Source organism: Dyella japonica (assembly GCF_040545895.1).
GTDB lineage: Bacteria > Pseudomonadota > Gammaproteobacteria > Xanthomonadales > Rhodanobacteraceae > Dyella > Dyella japonica_D.
Genome location: NZ_JBEPMU010000006.1, coordinates 226,512 through 242,590 on the forward strand (window position 1 = coordinate 226,512; position 16,079 = coordinate 242,590).

Below are 16,079 nucleotides of genomic sequence, written 5' to 3' on the forward strand. Positions count from 1 at the left end.
GCGGGGAAGGGCGATGCGGGGCAGAGCTCATGCGTGACGCCCGCAGTGTAGCTGCGGGTCTTGCGCGCTGGCGAGCCACGTTCGTGATCGCCTTCGCGCTGTTGTGCATCCTCAAGCTCATGCTTGCCGCGACGCTGTCGCCGTTTGGTGACGAGGCGTTCTACTGGCAGGAAAGTCGGCACCTCGCCTGGGGCTACAGCGACCTGCCGCCGCTCACGGCCCTGCTGATCCGCCTGGGCGAGAGCATCGCCGGCCACGGCACGTTGGGCATGCGCTGGCCCTTCCTCGTCATCGGCGGTGCCCTGCCATGGCTGGTGCGCGTGTTTGCCCGTGACGCCTTCGATGAGCGGGCCGGCTGGCAGGCGGCGCTGCTTTGCCTGGCGTTGCCGTTGGGCGGCAGCCTGGGCGTGCTGGCGCTGCCGGACGTGCCGTTGACGGTGGCGATCATGTGCGCGCTGGTGACGCTGGCGCGGGCGGTGGATCGAGATCGACTGCACGACTGGCTGCTGCTCGGTGTGTCGCTGGGTGTGTGCTGGCTGACGCATTACCGTGCCGCCATGCCGATGCTCGCCGGCCTGTTGTTCTGCCTGCTCACGCGCCGCGGCCGCCCCCTGTGGCGTCGACCTGGGCTATGGCTGGCCCTGTTGGTCGCGGCGTGCGGACTGATCCCGTTGCTGGTTTCCAACTGGCAGCAACATGGCGCCGGCGTGGCCTTTCAGGTGATGGAGCGCAATCCCTGGCAATTCCACGCCGACGCGCTGGTGCAACCGCTGGAGCAGGGGCTGGCATGCACGCCGTTGCTGTATGCGCTGCTGCTATGGGCGGCGTGGGTGAGTTGGCGTCGTCGCGGCGAAGGGCGGCCATGGGATCTCATCGCCATTACGTCCTGCAGTTTCATCGCGGTCTACTTCGTGCTCGGCCTGTTTGCGGACGACGTACGCTTTCGCGCGCACTGGCCCTTGCCTGGATACCTGCCGTTGCTGGCCGCATTGCCGGTGCTGTTGCGCGAGCGCTTGCCGTGGCGGCGCGGCTGGTTGGTGGCGACGTTTGCGTTGGCAGCCGCAGGACAACTGGGCGGCCTTGCCTATCTGGGCCTTGCGGCAAGCGACAACGGTGCGCGCTTGCTGGCCGGTCTCAAGGCGTTTCCGGCGCGTTTCGTCGGCTGGCGCGAAAGCGGCGACGTGGCGCGCGAACTGCTGGTGTCGCATCCGGGCGTGTTGGTGGCGGACAACTTCATGCTTGCCGCGGAAATCGATTTCCAGCTCGGCGGCAGCGTGCCGGTCTACGCGCTCGACAATCCGCTCAACGTGAAGCACGGGCGCGCCCCCCAGCTGGCGATCTGGCAGCGCGATGAAGCGGCGCTGCGACGACTGCATGGCGGCGAGTCAATGTTGCTGGTGGTCGATGAAAAGGCCTTGCGTGTGCACGAACGCGAGGGCTGGTTGCAGACGCTGTGTGGACGCATCGTGCAGCCAGCGCCTTTGTCCCGACTCGATCTGTTCGATGGGCGCCGGCGTATCGCCTTCTATGCGGGAGCGGTGCCGTCGTCGCTGCCTGTAGCGGCAACGACCAGCGAGGCTTGCCCGATATGGCGCCGCGCCGTTGAGGCAGAGCAGCCGCGATGAGCTCGATCAGGGCAGGGCGATGCCTGCTTCGCGCAACAGTCGGCTCAGCGCAATCAGCGGCAGGCCGATGAGCGCCGAGGGATCTTCGTTGTCGATGCGTTCGAACAGGCTGATGCCGAGCCCTTCGCACTTGAAGCTGCCCGCGCAATCCAGCGGCTGCTCGCGTTCGATGTAGCGATCGATCTCGTCCATGCTCAGGCTGCGGAACATCACCACGGTGTGATCGACATGCACGCGGTCTTCGCCCGAGCGGGTGTCGTGCAGGCATAACGCGGTGTGGAAATGGACCTCGCGCCCCGAGCTCGCGGCCAGCTGCGCGCGTGCGCGCTCCGGTGTGCCGGGCTTGTCGAGCACCGTGCCGCCCAGTTCAGCCACCTGGTCCGATCCGATGACCAGGGCGTCGTACAAACCGTCCGCCGCTGCGCGGGCCTTGGCGATGGCGAGGCGGAGCGCGCGATCGCGCGGGGTTTCGTCGGGAAGCGGCGCTTCGTCCGTGCCTGGCGCGCGTTGTTCGAAATCCGCGACGATGCGGCGGAGAAGCTCAGCGCGGTAGCGAGAGGTCGAGCCCAGCACGAGCGTGGGCAGGCTCACGCGTCGTGCTCCCGGCGCAGGTGCTCGCGCATCGCGCTGTCCAGGTCGTGCTGGGCACGATCCAGCGCGGCCAGCAGCGGGCGAAGGCGATCACGGGTATCATTCATGGACGCGACGGCCTTATCCAGCTCCTCCTGCGAGGCGGCAGGGGCGGCATCGCGGATCCAGATGCGTTGCTGAAGGAGCGAGCGCAGGCCGGCGTCGATGGCATGGCGCGCTTCCTGTTCGCTGCTGGCGGGAAGATCCGGATTCAGCGACATCACCGCATGGGCCTGCTGCAGGCCGGCTCGGCAGGTCTTGAGATCGCCTTCCACCCGGTCGGCCAGTTCAAGCAGCTGATGCAGGGCCAGGGCCCGGCGATCGGCCCGGCGCCGATACGCCAGGGTCAGGCCGACCAGGGCCGCGGCGATAATGATCAAGGCGGCAAGGCCGAGGATCAGGTAAGGATTCACGGGGCGGCCGGTTCGCAGGAAGTGTGGTCCAAAGTCTGCCGTACCAGGGCCGTTCAGGCAAAACCGACGTTGGCTCCAGTCTCAAAGCGGCCAGCGTGTTGACTTCAACGTGTTGTAATTCTAAGATTTCGGGTCTATGTCCGTGACACTGCCAGAGTCCGTGGACGCTTGGCGCATGGTCTCGGCGCGGCGTTCGTTTGAAGGGGAATTGCCCGTGGTCGCCATGAAGCGACTGGGCGGTGCCCTGGCCGGCACGGAAGGAACGGCGCGATACGAGCTGGATTTTGGTCGGGACGAGTTTGGTACGGCGTACCTCGATGTCCGCGTCCAGGCCCCGCTCACGCTGACCTGTCAGCGCTCCTTGGAGCCGTTTGTTTTGCCCGTGGCGGTTGATAGCCGGCTCGGGTTGATCCGCTCCGAGCGTGACGAGGCGGCCTTGCCGCCGCAGGTCGAGCCGCTGCTGATCGCCGACGACGGCAAGCTGAGCTTGGTCGACGTCATCGAAGACGAATTGTTGTTGGCACTGCCGCTGGTCCCGGTCAACCCGGACAGCACGCTGCCTGAAGAAGTAGTTGGCCCTTCGCCGGAGGAAATCTCCAGCGAAAGGCGTTCCGATAACCCGTTCGCGGTTTTGCGCGAACTCAAGAAAACCTGATTTAGCTGGAGATTCGCCATGGCCGTTGCCAAGAGCCGCAAGACCCCGTCCACCCGCGGCATGCGTCGTTCGCACGATGCGCTCAAGACCGTGCAGCTGGCCACCGATCCGACCAGTGGCGAGGTGCACCTGCGCCATCACGTCACCAAGGATGGCTACTACCGTGGCAAGAAGGTCATCGCCACCAACGCTTCGGTGGTCGAAGAGGATTAATCGTTCCCGCAAGGGATACGGTTCCGCATGGCGGCGCGATTTCGCGCCGCTTTGCGTTTATGCGATCACCCACGTAACGTTGGCGGTTTGGAAGCTGGCTTGAGCGTTTGCAGCCGCTTCGTCCCAACCCGTCGCATGGAAAGTTAATGGCCCAGATCTACGCCCGCATCACCGGCACCGGCAGCGCACTGCCCGAGCGAGTGGTGACCAACGCCGATCTCGAGAAGATCGTCGAAACCAGTGACGAATGGATTGTCAGCCGCACCGGCATTCAGCGCCGCCATATCGCCGCCGAGGGCCAGACCACCGGTGACCTCGCCACCGAGGCGGCCGAGCGTGCCCTTGAGGCCGCTGGCGTCAAGGCGTCGGAAATCGACCTGATCGTGCTCGGCACGACCACGCCGGACATCATTTTCCCGTCCACCGCCTGCCTCGTTCAGCACCGCCTGGGCGCCAATGGCTGTGCCGCGTTCGACGTCAATGCCGCGTGTTCCGGCTTCGTCTACGCGCTAGGCATTGCCGACAAGTTCATCCGCAGCGGCCAGTCCAAGAAAGTGCTGGTGATCGGCGCGGAAACGCTGACCCGCATGATCGACTGGAACGAACGCGAAACCTGCGTGCTGTTCGGCGATGGTGCCGGCGCCGTGGTGCTTGAGGCTTCGGAAGAGCCGGGCATCTACGCCACGCTGCTGCACGCCGATGGCGGCTTCAAGCATCTGCTGTACAACCCGGTGGGCGTCTCGGCCGGCTTCAAGGACGAGCCGAATCACGGCGTTCGCATCAACATGTCCGGCCGCGAAGTGTTCAAGGTTGCGGTGAAGACGCTCGACTCCCTGGTCGATGAAACGCTGCAGGCCGCCGGCATGGAAGCTTCGCAGATCGACTGGCTGATTCCTCATCAGGCCAACCTGCGCATCATCGAAGCGACGGCCAAGCGCCTGAACATGCCGATGGAGCAGGTGGTGGTCACTGTGCAGGAGCACGCCAATACGTCGTCGGGTTCGGTGCCGCTGGCACTGGACTATGCCGTGCGTTCGGGCAAGGTGCAGCGCGGCCAGAACCTGCTGCTGGAAGCGTTTGGCGGCGGCTTCACCTGGGCCTCGGCGCTGCTGCGTTACTGATTGCGCCAAGACAGAAAAAAAGCCGCCTCCGGGCGGCTTTTTTTTGCTCGTCGTTCCGGCGCGGGCAGGAATGACAGGTAAAAAAGCCCAAACAGCTGCGTATGGCGCTGATTGCTGGCACCATTCCTTTTTTCGATTTCGGAAAACCCTCATCCATGACCCATACCGCCGCTACGCTCGCTTTCGTTTTCCCGGGCCAGGGTTCGCAATCCGTTGGCATGCTGGCCGAGCTGGCCGCTGCGCATCCGGAAGTGAAGGCTACGTTCGACGAGGCATCGCAAGGCGCGGGCATCGACCTGTGGGCACTCAGCCAGCAGGGGCCGGAAGAAGACCTCAATCGCACCGAGAACACGCAGCCGGCATTGCTCGCCGCCAGCGTGGCGGTGTGGCGCGTGTGGCAGAAGCTTGGTGGCGTCACGCCAGCGCAGATGTCCGGTCACAGCCTGGGCGAATACAGCGCGCTGGTGTGCGCTGGCGCGCTGTCGCTGCATGACGCCGCGTCGCTGGTCGCCGAGCGCGGTCGCCTGATGCAGGCCGCCGTGCCGCCGGGCGTGGGTGCGATGGCTGCCATCCTCGGTGGTGATGACGCGCAGATTGCCGCGGTGTGCGAGGAAGTCGCGCAAGGCCAGGTGGTATCGCCGGCCAACTTCAATTCGCCCGGCCAGCTCGTGATCGCGGGCAATGCCGAGGCCGTGGATCGCGCGCTGGCCAAGCTGGCGGAGCAGGGCGTGAAGAAGGCCATCAAGCTGGCCGTGTCGGTGCCTTCGCATTGCGCGCTGATGCGTGATGCCGCCGATCGCCTGGGCGAGCGCATGGCGTCGATTCAATGGATGCTGCCCTCGGTGCCGGTGGTGCAGAACGCCGAGGCGCGCAGCTACGGCACGTTGGAGGATATTCGCGGCGCGCTGCAACGCCAGCTGTATCTACCGGTGCGCTGGACCGAATGCGTGCAGGCGCTGGTCGCAGGCGGTGCGACCCGCATCGCCGAAGCTGGCCCGGGCAAGGTGCTCGCCGGCCTCATCAAGCGCATCGACAAGAGCGTCGAGGCTCGCGCCATCGGTACGCCGACGGAGCTGGAATCCGCTCGCACCGAGTGGGCCTGAATCCCGCTCGTCCCCCGAATCATGCGGCTGGACGGATCGACGTTTAGCCATCCAAAGGAAAATGACAGATGAGCAAGACACTGCAAGGTGAGATCGCCCTCGTCACGGGCGCCAGCCGCGGCATCGGTGCCGCCATTGCCGACGAACTGGCGGCGCAGGGCGCCACCGTCATCGGCACCGCAACCAGCGACAGCGGCGCGGCGGCGATCGGCGAGCGGCTCGCTGCGCACGGCGGCCATGGCCGCATGCTCAACGTGACCGACGGCGCTTCCATCGACGCGCTGATCGACGGCATCGCCAAGGAATTCGGCCCGGTGTCGATCCTGGTGAACAACGCCGGCATCACGCGCGACCAGCTGCTGATGCGCATGCGCGACGAGGATTGGCAGGCCATTCTCGATACCAATCTCACCTCCGTGTACCGCGCCTCCAAGGCCGTGATGCGCGGCATGATGAAGGCACGCAAGGGCCGCATCATTTCCATCGCCTCCGTGGTCGGCGTCACCGGCAATCCCGGCCAGGCCAATTACGCGGCGGCCAAAGCCGGCATCATTGCGTTCTCCAAGTCGCTGGCGCGCGAGATCGGTTCGCGCGGCATCACCGTGAACGTGGTGGCGCCGGGCTTCATCGACACCGACATGACGCGTGCGCTGCCCGAAGACGCCCGCCAGGCGCTGCTGGGCCAGATTGCGCTCGGTCACCTGGGCCAGGCCACCGATATCGCGAAGGCCGTGGGCTTCCTGGCATCGCCGGCAGCGGCCTACATCACGGGCGAGACGCTGCACGTGAATGGCGGCATGTACATGCCGTAAGTCGTGAAGAAAGGGCCGCAAGCCCTTCTCGCGTCCTTCATTGTTTGAAACGACCGGACGGCCTGTCAGCCCTGCTGGCAGGCGGTTTGGTGCGCCGGCACGGGCCGGCTTAACAAGGAGTTGTCGCAAGCTACATCGTTTTAGGCGACAATTGCTTCTTTCGCGCCGGTCCCGTGGCCTGCGTATCGGCATTGCTGGCGGATCATGGCGGCCTCGCGGCTTACCCACTACAATCCGCCGGCCATATGTCGGCCACAGGCCGGCGTTGACAGGTAACTACTCCTTGGGAGGTATTGGCAACATGAGCACCATCGAAGAGCGCGTCAAGAAAATCGTCATCGAGCAGCTGGGCGTGAAGGAAGAGGAAGTCACGGCGAACGCTTCGTTCGTGGACGATCTGGGCGCTGATTCGCTGGACACCGTTGAACTGGTGATGGCTCTCGAGGAAGAGTTCGAGACCGAGATTCCGGACGAAGAAGCCGAGAAGATCACCACGGTGCAGCAGGCTGTTGATTACATCAAGGCCCACACCAAGGAGTGATCGCTCCGCTGCGACGACGCATTCGAATCATGCGTCTGTCCACTAGCGATACCGGAAGCTGCGCCACATTGGCGCAGTTTTCGTTTCTGCATTTTGCAACGTCCGATCCCGTATGGTGCGCCCAGCGCGCTGCACGGCCCGGACGACGTGGCCACGAATGACGCAGATCGCCTGCCGCCATCGATAGACCACGGAAACACGAGGGAAGATCAGCATGAGCAAACGACGTGTGGTTGTAACCGGACTCGGCATCATCTCGCCGGTCGGCAACGATATCGCTACCGCCTGGGACAACATTCTCAAGGGCGTCAGCGGCATCGGTGAGGTTACCCATTTCGACGCCACCGCCTATGCCACGCGCATCGCCGGTCAGGTACGGGGTTTCGATCCGGCGGATTGGATCGCCCCGAAAGAGATCAAGAAGATGGATCCGTTCATCCACTACGGTATCGCCGCGGGCACGCAAGCCCTGCGCGATTCCGGCCTGGAAGTGACGGATGAAAACGCACCGCGCATCGGCGTGGCCGTGGCAGCCGGCATCGGCGGCCTGCACACCATCGAACATACGTCGATCGAACTGCACGACAAGGGACCGCGTCGCGTGTCGCCGTTCTTCGTGCCCAGCTCGATCATCAACATGGTGTCCGGTCACCTGTCGATCATGTACGGCCTGAAGGGCCCGAACATCGCCTGCGTCACGGCCTGCACCACGGGCACGCACAACATCGGCCTGGCCGCGCGCATGATCCAGTACGGCGATGCCGACGTGATGATCGCCGGCGGTGCCGAATTCGCCACCACCGGCACGGCGATGGCGGGCTTCTGCTCGGCCAAGGCCATGTCCACGCGCAACGACGAGCCGACCAAGGCCAGCCGTCCGTGGGACAAGGATCGCGACGGCTTCGTGCTGTCCGACGGCGCCGGCGTGCTGGTGCTGGAAGAATACGAACATGCCAAGGCGCGCGGCGCGAAGATCTACGCCGAGCTCGTGGGCTTCGGCATGAGCGGCGACGCCTTCCACATCACGGCGCCCAGCGAAGGCGGTGAAGGTGCGGCGCGCAGCATGGAAACGGCGCTGAAGGATGGTCACCTCAACCCAACCGACGTGCAGTACGTCAACGCGCACGGCACCTCCACGCCGCTGGGCGACCTGGGTGAAGTGCTGGCCGCCAAGCGCGTGTTCGGCGACCACGCCTATAAGCTGGCGATGAGCTCGACCAAGTCGGCCACCGGTCACCTGCTCGGCGCGGCTGGCGGCGTGGAAGCGATCTTCACCATCCTCGCGCTGCGCGACCAGGTGATGCCGCCGACCATCAACCTGGACGAGCCGGGCGAAGGCTGCGATCTCGACTTCGTGCCGCACACCGCGCGCGAAGCCAAGTTCGACGTGGCCATCTCCAACTCGTTCGGTTTTGGCGGCACCAACGGCACGCTGGCATTCCGTCGCGTTTGAGCGGCGTGACCACGTTCCATCGCAAGACCCTGCACGGCCGGCGCGATCTCCTCGCGCCGGCCGCTGCATTTCCGGAACGCTATCCGGGCCTGTTGCAGAGCGTGACGCATGGCACGCCGCAGGCTCGCTACGACATTCTTTTCGCGTTTCCGCAGGATTCGCTGTCGCTGCTGGCCGATGGCCGCCTCGTCGATGGCAAAGGGCACGTGCGCGAAGGCCGCTTTCTCGATGCGCTCGATGATGCATGGCGCGACGCGCACACCTCGCGCGATGCGTCCAGCGAGCTGCCGTTCCATGGCGGCTGGCTGCTGCTGTTGAGTTACGAACTGGTCGGCGAGATCGAGGCACGCCTGCGCCTGCGACCGTCGGAAGCCTTGCCGACAGCGATGGCCTTGCGTTGTCCCGCCGCGGTCATCGTCGATCACGTGCGCGGCTGCACGGTGCTGGTGGCGGAGGAGGGGCATCAGACGCTGCTCGACGCGATGGAGGCCGATCTTCAGGCAGGCATCGAGGTTGCTGCGCTTCCCGCGCCTGCGACCTGTGGTGAAGACGAACCGTCGCTGTTTCTCGACGGCGTGGCGCGCATCCACGAGCACTTGCATGCGGGCGATATCTTCCAGGTGAATCTCTCGCGGGCATGGCACGCGCATTACGCGACGCCGCCCGCGCCGCCGCAGCTGTATCAGTCCTTGCGTAAGGCCAATCCCGCGCCATTCGCCGGCTTGTTCCAGCAACCGGATTGGGCGGTGGTGAGTTCGTCGCCAGAGCGCCTGGTGGAAGTGCGTGACGGCCTGGCGCAGACGCGGCCGATCGCGGGCACGCGTCCACGCACCCCGGGTGACGACGACGTTGCGCGCATCCGCGAACTCAGCACGCATCCCAAGGAGCGCGCCGAGCACGTGATGCTGATCGATCTGGAACGCAACGACCTGGGTCGCGTATGCGTGCCGGGCACGGTCGAGGTCGACGAGTTGATGGTGGTGGAAAGCTATGCGCACGTGCACCACATCGTGTCGAACGTGCGTGGCCGCTTGCGCAATGAGGTGACGCCGGGCGACGTCATCGCCGCCACGTTCCCTGGCGGCACCATTACCGGTTGTCCCAAGGTACGCTGCATGGAAATCATTGCCGCATTGGAAGATGCGCCACGCGGCGCCTATACCGGCGCGCTGGGTTATCTGGATCGCAATGGCGATCTGGATCTCAATATCCTCATTCGTACGTTCACGCTCGTTGGCCGCGACGTCACCTTCCGTGCCGGCGCGGGCATCGTGGCCGATTCGGTGGCGGAGAAGGAATTGGACGAGACACGCGCCAAGGCACGCGGCCTGTTGCGTGCCTTGGGAGTGCAGGGCTGATGTCCGGCCGCGTGCTGGTCAACGGTTCGCCGTCGACCACTGTGTCGGCCTTCGATCGCGGCTTGTCCTACGGTGACGGACTGTTTGAAACGATTCGTTTCGTGCGTGGCGCGGCGCCGCTCTGGTCGCAACATATGGATCGGCTGCGCGAGAGTTGCGTCCGTTTGCGATTGCCACTGCCTGATGCGGAAACCTTGCGGCATGAAGCGACTGTGGTGATCGACGGGATGGAACATGCCGTCGTCCGCATCACGCTGACGCGCGGCGTGGGAGAGCGCGGCTACGCGTTGCCGCAAACGCCGGCGCCGACACGCATCGTGGCGGGCTTCGACGCGCCTGCCATGGCGGGTGATGCCTATGCAGCGGGCCTCCGCGTGCGCTGGTGCGACACGCCATTGGCTGCGCAACCGCTGCTGGCAGGCATGAAACACCTCAACCGGTTGGAGCAGGTGTTGGCGCGCGCCGAGTGGTCCGATCCCTCGATCGGCGAAGGGCTGGTCTGCGATGCGGATGGACATGTGATCTCCGGCACCATGACCAATCTGTTTGCCGTGCTCGATGGCGTGCTCGTGACGCCGGCGCTGGATCGCTGCGGCGTGGCGGGCGTGGCGCGTGCGGAAATTCTCGCCAGCAGGCCGGAAGCACGCGTGTGCGGGCTATCGCCGACCGATCTGGCTCGCGCCAGCGAGGTCTTCCTCAGTTCGAGCGTTCGAGGCATTTTGCCTGTTCAGGCCGTGGGCGATACGGTGTATGTTCCCGGGCCGGTCACCCGCGCTTTGCAGCAGCATTGGCGCGGCCTGGGTTTTCCTATGGAGCAGGCATGAGTCGACACAAGATGCAGGGACGGGTGTTCTGGCGCGGCCTGGTCGTGCTGGTGCTGCTGGCGATCGCCGGCGGCCTCGTCTACGGCTGGATGGACTACCAGCGCTTCGTCGGCACGCCGCTGGCGGCGTCGACTGAGGCGCCGAGTGTCGATGTAGCGAAGGGCAGCAGCCTGCGCGACGTGGTCGATCAGTTGCGCCAGCAGCACGCGACGAACAGCCGCCCACTCTATTGGCGCGTGCTGGCCGAGCAGCTGCGCGTCGCCGGCCGCCTGCATGCGGGCGAATACGCGCTGACGGCTGGCATGACGCCGCGCGACCTGCTGCTGAACATGGCAGCGGGCAGGGTGCTGCAACGGAACTTCACCATCGTGGATGGCTGGAATTTCCGCGAGCTGCGCCAGGCCTTGGCCAAGGCTGACAAGTTGAAACAGGAAGGCGCGAGCCTCGACGACGCGGCCGTGATGGCAAAGATCGGCGTGCCTGGCGAGATGCCCGAGGGGCGCTTTCTTCCGGAGACCTACGCTTATGTCAAAGGCGACAGCGATCTGGACATCCTGCGCCGCGCGCATGCCGCGATGACCAAGATGCTCGATGCGCAGTGGTCGCAGCGCGACAAGGATGTGCCGCTGGCCACGCCGTACGATGCGCTGATCCTTGCGTCGATCGTGGAGAAGGAAACTGGCCGCGCCGACGAGCGGCCGCGCATTGCCGGCGTGTTCATCCGTCGCCTGCAGAGCCACATGCTGCTGCAAACCGATCCCTCCGTGATCTACGGCATGGGCGATGCGTACACGGGCAACATCCACAAGTCCGATCTCACCACGGACACGCCGTACAACACCTATACGCGTGCCGGCTTGCCGCCCACGCCCATCGCCATGCCGGGCAAGCCCGCCATTGAGGCGGCGCTGCACCCGGCGTCGGGTACGGAGTTGTACTTCGTGGCACGTGGCGACGGCACGCATGTGTTCTCCAGTACGCTGGACGAACACAATCGCAACGTGGCCTGTTTCCAACTGAAGCGATGCCAATGACGCGCGGAAAACTCATCACGCTCGAAGGCGGCGAAGGCGCCGGCAAGAGCACCTTGCTGGCAGGTTTGCAGCAGCACCTGCTGGCGCACGGCGTCGATCTGGTGCAGACGCGCGAACCTGGCGGTACGCCACTGGGCGAGGCGGTGCGCGCCATCGTGCTCGATCCGAAACATCGCGACATGGCCGCGGAAACAGAATTGCTGCTGATGTTCGCCTCGCGCGCGCAGCTGGTGCGCGAATGCATCGAGCCTGCGCTCGCGGCCGGGCAGTGGGTGCTGTGTGATCGCTTCACCGATGCGAGCTATGCGTATCAGGGCGGTGGCCGCGGTGTGCCGAACGAACGCATTGCCACGCTGGAGCAATGGGCCACCGGAGGCTTGACGCCTGATCTCACCTTGTTGCTCGATCTTCCCGTGGCCACCGGGCGCGCTCGCGCCGCCGGACGCGGCGAAGCCGATCGCATCGAAGTGGAAGGCGACAGCTTCTTCGAGCGCGTGCGTGCTGCCTATCGTGCGCGCGCTGCGGGCGAGCCGAACCGGTTCCGCATCATCGACGCCACGCTGACGCCAGCCGACGTGCTGGCCGCCGCCGTCGATGCTACGCATCATTTGTTTGGAGCCCGGGCATGAATGTCATGCCGTGGCATGCCGAGCATTGGGCGCGCTTGCAGGCCCGCCGCGCGCGCGATGCCATGCCGCATGCGCTGTTGCTGTGTGGTCCGGAAGGTCTGGGCAAGCGCGATTTCATGCGCCGCTTTGCCGAAGGCCTGCTATGCCAGCATCCCAGCGACGGCGAACCCTGCGGGCAATGCCGTAGCTGCCTGCTGTTTGCGGCAGGCACGCATCCGGATTTCGCCACGCTGAGTTTCGGCCTGCGAAAGGACGGCGTGCAGCGCAGCGAGATCGTGGTCGATCAAATCCGCGACCTGTCCGCGCGCCTGTCCATGTCGAGCCAGTTCGGCGGATGGCAGATCGTGTGCATCGATCCGGCCGACGCCATGAATGCGGCAGCAGCCAATGCGCTGCTCAAGACGCTGGAAGAACCGTCGCCGCAGACCTTGCTGCTGTTGGTGGCCGATGCGCCTTGGCGGTTGCCGCAGACCATCCGCAGTCGCTGCCAGCGCATCGAATTCCATCTGCCTCCGCGCGAGGAAGCGCTGGCCTGGCTCCAGCAGCAGGGTGTGAAGGACGCCGCAGTGGCGCTCGACGCGGCAGGCGGCAATCCCGGCCTGGCGCGAGCGTGGGCGGAAGAGGGCGCGCTAGCGCGCAGGCAGGAGGTTCGCAAGGATCTCGGCGCGCTGGCCGCTGGCCGTGGCGAAGCCATGGAGGTGGCGCGCCGCTGGCTCGACAACGAACCGGAACAACGCCTGTGGTTCGCTGCGCAGGCGGCGGCCGAAGAAATGAAGGCGCGTGCCACGGCGGCGCAGGGCCCGCTGTCGAGCCAGCTCGACGCGGAGGGTCTCGACCAGTGGTACATGGCGGCGAACCGCACGCGCGAATCCTTGCGTGGTCCCTTGCGCGGCGACCTGCTCCTGCTGGAATTGCTCGCGCGCTGGCATTGAGCCGGCCATGGCAACCGGGCGGCCGTCCTGGCGTTTCCTAGGTGGGAAAGCCGGCTGACAGGCCGCCTGCCTACGCTTTGACGATGAAGTTTGCTTCCCAACGCCATCTCCCCATTTGGCCGTGGATTTCCCTCCTGTTCCTGCTGGTCCTCCGACTGGCATGGCTCAATGCGTACACGCTCAATTCGGACGAGGCGCAGCATGCGCATGTGGCCTGGGCATGGACGCAGGGACTGCTGCCTTACCGCGATGTGTTCGACAACCATGGTCCGCTGTTCGGCTGGCTGCATTCGCCCCTGCTGAAGTGGCTGGACAACCGTTCCGATGTGCTGACCTGGCTGCGCCTGGCCATGCAGTTCTGGTACGTGATCGCGCTCGGTTCGGCGGGCTGGATGGCGCAGCGCCTCTACGGATGGCGCGTGGCCGCGGTGGTGGTGCTGGTGGCCGGCCTGTTTCCGCGTTTCTTCGTCGTTAGCGGCCAGTTCCGCACGGACGACATGTGGATGGCGATGTGGCTGCTGGGCCTGGCGTTCGTGGCGGGAGCGCCGCCACGCCTGTGGCGCTATTTCGTGGCCGGCCTGGCCATGGGCTGTGCCCTGGCGGTATCGCAGAAGACGCTGGTGTTGCTCGTGACGACCGTGGTCGCTGCCGGCGTGGTTCGCCTGCTGCGTCCCTCGAACGCACCTCGCGCTGGCGTGCGCTGCTGGATGGCTGCGCTGCTGGGCGTGCTGGTGGTGCCAGCCATCTTCACCCTCTGGTTGGCGACGCATGGCCTGCTGGATGACGCGTGGTACGGGCTGGCCCAATACAACGTGGGTGGTGCCAACAAGCGCCACGCGGCGCAGCAAGGTTTGTGGTTCCTGCTGCTTGCGGCCGCGCTGGTCGTCATGTGCATACGCGAGGCGCGCCAGCGTTCCGAAGGTGGTTTCGACTGGACCGTGTTCTTCGCCTTGCAGGGCGGCCTGTACCTGCTGCTGATCTGGTTCATCTGGCCGCTGATCACCAAGCAGGATTTCCTGCCCGTGGTGCCGACGCTCGTCATCGCCGGCGCCGGTTGGGCGGCCACCTGGCGATGGCTGGGCTCGCGCCCGCGACTGCGCGGTGCGCTGTTGATGGTGCTGCTGATGGCGGAGCTGGCCGCCGTGTTCGCCGAGGCGCCGCCGTGGCAGGACGATCTCGCCGCCCAGCGCAATGAACTGTCGACCGTGCTGCGCTATACGAATGAAAGCGATACGGTGATGGACCCCAAGGGCGACGCGATTTTCCGCAACCGTCCCTATTACCCGGTGCTGGAAAGCCTGGCCATGCGGCGCCTGCGTCGCGGGCAGATGGCCGACACCATCGTCGACGACCTGATCAATCATCGGACCATGCTGGTGGTGTTGCGCCGCCTGCCGCCATCGAGCGCGCGTTTCGTGATGCTCAATTATGTGCAGGCCGGCGGAGACATCTGGATCGCGGGACGTATGCTTCCCGATCACCAGCCCAGCCAGACCATCGATGTGAACGTGCCCGGAGACTATGTTGTGACCGATGGAAGCCGTCGCCTCAGTGGCAGCCTCGATGGCGCCCCGGCGGCGGACCATTGGTTCCTCGGCCGCGGAACTCACCATCTGGTGGTGAGCGGTGGCACGCCGGTGGCTTTCGTGTGGTCGCAGGCCTTCGATCGCGGTTGGCGTCCCGCGCCGCCTGTCACAGGTGGCTGATATGGCATTGAGTTTGAATGCCGGCACGCGCCTGCTGGTGGTGTCGCCGCACCCCGATGACGAATCGATTGCCACCGGCGAGCTGATCCAGCAGGTGCGTCAGGCGGGCGGTGAGGTGCAGATCCTGCTGCTCACCAACGGCGACAACAATCCCTGGCCGCAGCGCTGGGTGGAGCGGCGGTTGCGGATCGGCGCAGATGAGCGCCGTCGCTGGGGCGAGCGTCGCCGCGTCGAGGTGACGCGTGCCCTGGCCCAGCTCGGGGTGGATGCGCAGGCGCTGCAGCCGCAGGGCTGGCCCGACATGGGCATCACTGGCCGGTTGCGCGATGCGCTGGATGCCAGCGTGGCCGTCATCACCGACCGCATCGTGACGTTTCGTCCCACCCTGGTGGCCTTGCCTTCGCTCGGCGATCACCACCCTGACCACAGTGCCGCGCACGTGCTGACCCGGCTGGGCGTGGCCCGCTGGAACGAAGGCGCCCCGCGAATGCTTTCGTATCTGGTCCATGGCCACGAGCCGGTGGCCAATGGCCGCGTGAAACTCGATTCTTCCGTGGGCCTGCACGCCAACAAGATGGCTGCGCTGGCCTGTCACCAGAGCCAGATGGCCCTCAGCGGCAAGCGCATGCGTCGCCTGGCCGACCGGGCCGAGCGGTATCGATGGGTTCGGCGAGCGCATGAATCGGCGGAATCGGCCGTGCTGCCCTGGCAGCCGGCACCGCTGCTCCAGCGCTGGCTGCACCTGACCCTGGTCGATGAGCGGGGCGTGCGCCAGTGGCCATGGCGCCAGGCGCCACTGGCGATGGACGGGCAGGGGCGTCACGTCCTGCATGGGCTCGACCCTGCTGCCACCGGTCCACGTTTCCTGAAGCTGCACATGAACCTGCCGTCGCCCTGGATCTTCGATCGATGGGGCTGGTGCGAGCTCTGAGTTCGTTGCTCCGTCACATTCCGTCGACATCTCGCTTGTGGCCGGGGCCGGCCGGTCGCTACGATGCGACCGAGGGGCGCTGCATCAGCGGCGTACAGG

The 16,079-nt window shown here is 65.7% G+C and carries 17 protein-coding genes; 15 read left to right on the forward strand and 2 right to left on the reverse strand.

What is annotated here, in order from left to right:
- Positions 1-29: 29 nt before the first annotated feature.
- Positions 30-1,625 (forward strand): ArnT family glycosyltransferase, encoded by a 1,596-nt coding sequence (locus tag ABIC75_RS19380; RefSeq protein WP_354015541.1) that lies wholly within the window; start codon positions 30-32, stop codon positions 1,623-1,625.
- A gap of 6 nt (positions 1,626-1,631) precedes the next feature.
- Here ABIC75_RS19380 and ABIC75_RS19385 read toward each other — a convergent pair whose 3' ends face one another.
- Positions 1,632-2,216, reverse strand: a complete 585-nt coding sequence (locus ABIC75_RS19385) for a Maf family protein (protein WP_354015542.1) — start codon at positions 2,214-2,216, stop codon at positions 1,632-1,634.
- Complete coding sequence (locus ABIC75_RS19390; protein WP_354015543.1) at positions 2,213-2,668, reverse strand: hypothetical protein; 456 nt, start codon at positions 2,666-2,668, stop codon at positions 2,213-2,215. Before ABIC75_RS19390 ends, ABIC75_RS19385 begins: the two co-directional genes overlap by 4 nt.
- A gap of 136 nt (positions 2,669-2,804) precedes the next feature.
- On the opposite strand from ABIC75_RS19390, the gene ABIC75_RS19395 reads away from it, so the two are divergent.
- From ABIC75_RS19395 to ABIC75_RS19460, 14 genes are all read left to right on the forward strand, one after another.
- Complete coding sequence (locus tag ABIC75_RS19395) at positions 2,805-3,323, forward strand: YceD family protein (protein ID WP_436407949.1); 519 nt, start codon at positions 2,805-2,807, stop codon at positions 3,321-3,323.
- 18 nt (positions 3,324-3,341) lie between these two features.
- A complete protein-coding gene (rpmF, locus tag ABIC75_RS19400) occupies positions 3,342-3,536 on the forward strand; it encodes a 50S ribosomal protein L32 (RefSeq protein WP_354015544.1) in 195 nt (64 codons plus the stop codon).
- Between the two features lie 146 nt (positions 3,537-3,682).
- A complete protein-coding gene (locus ABIC75_RS19405) occupies positions 3,683-4,657 on the forward strand; it encodes a beta-ketoacyl-ACP synthase III (RefSeq protein ID WP_354015545.1) in 975 nt (324 codons plus the stop codon).
- Positions 4,658-4,812: 155 nt separating this feature from the next.
- Entirely contained in the window at positions 4,813-5,760 is a 948-nt protein-coding gene (fabD, locus tag ABIC75_RS19410) for an ACP S-malonyltransferase (protein WP_354015546.1), read from the forward strand.
- Positions 5,761-5,828: 68 nt separating this feature from the next.
- Positions 5,829-6,572 (forward strand): 3-oxoacyl-ACP reductase FabG, encoded by a 744-nt coding sequence (gene fabG / locus ABIC75_RS19415; RefSeq protein WP_354015547.1) that lies wholly within the window; start codon positions 5,829-5,831, stop codon positions 6,570-6,572.
- 301 nt (positions 6,573-6,873) lie between these two features.
- Positions 6,874-7,113, forward strand: coding sequence for an acyl carrier protein (gene acpP, locus ABIC75_RS19420; RefSeq protein ID WP_019466215.1), 240 nt, complete (start codon positions 6,874-6,876; stop codon positions 7,111-7,113).
- Positions 7,114-7,327: 214 nt separating this feature from the next.
- Entirely contained in the window at positions 7,328-8,566 is a 1,239-nt protein-coding gene (fabF, locus tag ABIC75_RS19425; RefSeq protein WP_354015548.1) for a beta-ketoacyl-ACP synthase II, read from the forward strand.
- A gap of 5 nt (positions 8,567-8,571) precedes the next feature.
- On the forward strand, positions 8,572-9,924 hold the full coding sequence (locus tag ABIC75_RS19430) for an aminodeoxychorismate synthase component I (protein WP_436407950.1): 1,353 nt from the start codon (positions 8,572-8,574) through the stop codon (positions 9,922-9,924).
- Positions 9,924-10,748 carry an aminodeoxychorismate lyase gene (pabC, locus tag ABIC75_RS19435; protein ID WP_354015549.1) on the forward strand — a complete coding sequence of 275 codons (825 nt, stop codon included), beginning with the start codon at positions 9,924-9,926 and terminating at the stop codon, positions 10,746-10,748. Before ABIC75_RS19430 ends, pabC begins: the two co-directional genes overlap by 1 nt.
- Positions 10,745-11,782, forward strand: a complete 1,038-nt coding sequence (gene mltG / locus ABIC75_RS19440; RefSeq protein WP_354015550.1) for an endolytic transglycosylase MltG — start codon at positions 10,745-10,747, stop codon at positions 11,780-11,782. The genes pabC and mltG overlap by 4 nt, the downstream gene beginning before the upstream one ends.
- Positions 11,773-12,411, forward strand: coding sequence for a dTMP kinase (gene tmk / locus ABIC75_RS19445; RefSeq protein ID WP_354015551.1), 639 nt, complete (start codon positions 11,773-11,775; stop codon positions 12,409-12,411). Before mltG ends, tmk begins: the two co-directional genes overlap by 10 nt.
- Positions 12,408-13,343: a DNA polymerase III subunit delta' gene (gene holB / locus ABIC75_RS19450; RefSeq protein WP_354015552.1), complete on the forward strand. Its 936-nt coding sequence runs from the start codon at positions 12,408-12,410 to the stop codon at positions 13,341-13,343. The genes tmk and holB overlap by 4 nt, the downstream gene beginning before the upstream one ends.
- 83 nt (positions 13,344-13,426) lie before the next feature.
- On the forward strand, positions 13,427-15,049 hold the full coding sequence (locus ABIC75_RS19455) for a hypothetical protein (RefSeq protein ID WP_354015553.1): 1,623 nt from the start codon (positions 13,427-13,429) through the stop codon (positions 15,047-15,049).
- Between the two features lies 1 nt (position 15,050).
- Positions 15,051-15,980: a PIG-L deacetylase family protein gene (locus tag ABIC75_RS19460; protein ID WP_354015554.1), complete on the forward strand. Its 930-nt coding sequence runs from the start codon at positions 15,051-15,053 to the stop codon at positions 15,978-15,980.
- Positions 15,981-16,079: the final 99 nt, after the last annotated feature.

What these genes read in the sequence shown, in the direction of transcription:
- ABIC75_RS19380 (WP_354015541.1), top strand. Translation starts at nt 30, where the DNA reads ATGCGTGACGCCCGCAGTGTAGCTGCGGGTCTTGCGCGCTGGCGAGCC.
- ABIC75_RS19395 (WP_436407949.1), top strand. Translation starts at nt 2,805, where the DNA reads ATGTCCGTGACACTGCCAGAGTCCGTGGACGCTTGGCGCATGGTCTCG.
- rpmF (WP_354015544.1), top strand. Translation starts at nt 3,342, where the DNA reads ATGGCCGTTGCCAAGAGCCGCAAGACCCCGTCCACCCGCGGCATGCGT.
- ABIC75_RS19405 (WP_354015545.1), top strand. Translation starts at nt 3,683, where the DNA reads ATGGCCCAGATCTACGCCCGCATCACCGGCACCGGCAGCGCACTGCCC.
- fabD (WP_354015546.1), top strand. Translation starts at nt 4,813, where the DNA reads ATGACCCATACCGCCGCTACGCTCGCTTTCGTTTTCCCGGGCCAGGGT.
- fabG (WP_354015547.1), top strand. Translation starts at nt 5,829, where the DNA reads ATGAGCAAGACACTGCAAGGTGAGATCGCCCTCGTCACGGGCGCCAGC.
- acpP (WP_019466215.1), top strand. Translation starts at nt 6,874, where the DNA reads ATGAGCACCATCGAAGAGCGCGTCAAGAAAATCGTCATCGAGCAGCTG.
- fabF (WP_354015548.1), top strand. Translation starts at nt 7,328, where the DNA reads ATGAGCAAACGACGTGTGGTTGTAACCGGACTCGGCATCATCTCGCCG.
- pabC (WP_354015549.1), top strand. Translation starts at nt 9,924, where the DNA reads ATGTCCGGCCGCGTGCTGGTCAACGGTTCGCCGTCGACCACTGTGTCG.
- mltG (WP_354015550.1), top strand. Translation starts at nt 10,745, where the DNA reads ATGAGTCGACACAAGATGCAGGGACGGGTGTTCTGGCGCGGCCTGGTC.
- tmk (WP_354015551.1), top strand. Translation starts at nt 11,773, where the DNA reads ATGCCAATGACGCGCGGAAAACTCATCACGCTCGAAGGCGGCGAAGGC.
- holB (WP_354015552.1), top strand. Translation starts at nt 12,408, where the DNA reads ATGAATGTCATGCCGTGGCATGCCGAGCATTGGGCGCGCTTGCAGGCC.
- ABIC75_RS19455 (WP_354015553.1), top strand. Translation starts at nt 13,427, where the DNA reads ATGAAGTTTGCTTCCCAACGCCATCTCCCCATTTGGCCGTGGATTTCC.
- ABIC75_RS19460 (WP_354015554.1), top strand. Translation starts at nt 15,051, where the DNA reads ATGGCATTGAGTTTGAATGCCGGCACGCGCCTGCTGGTGGTGTCGCCG.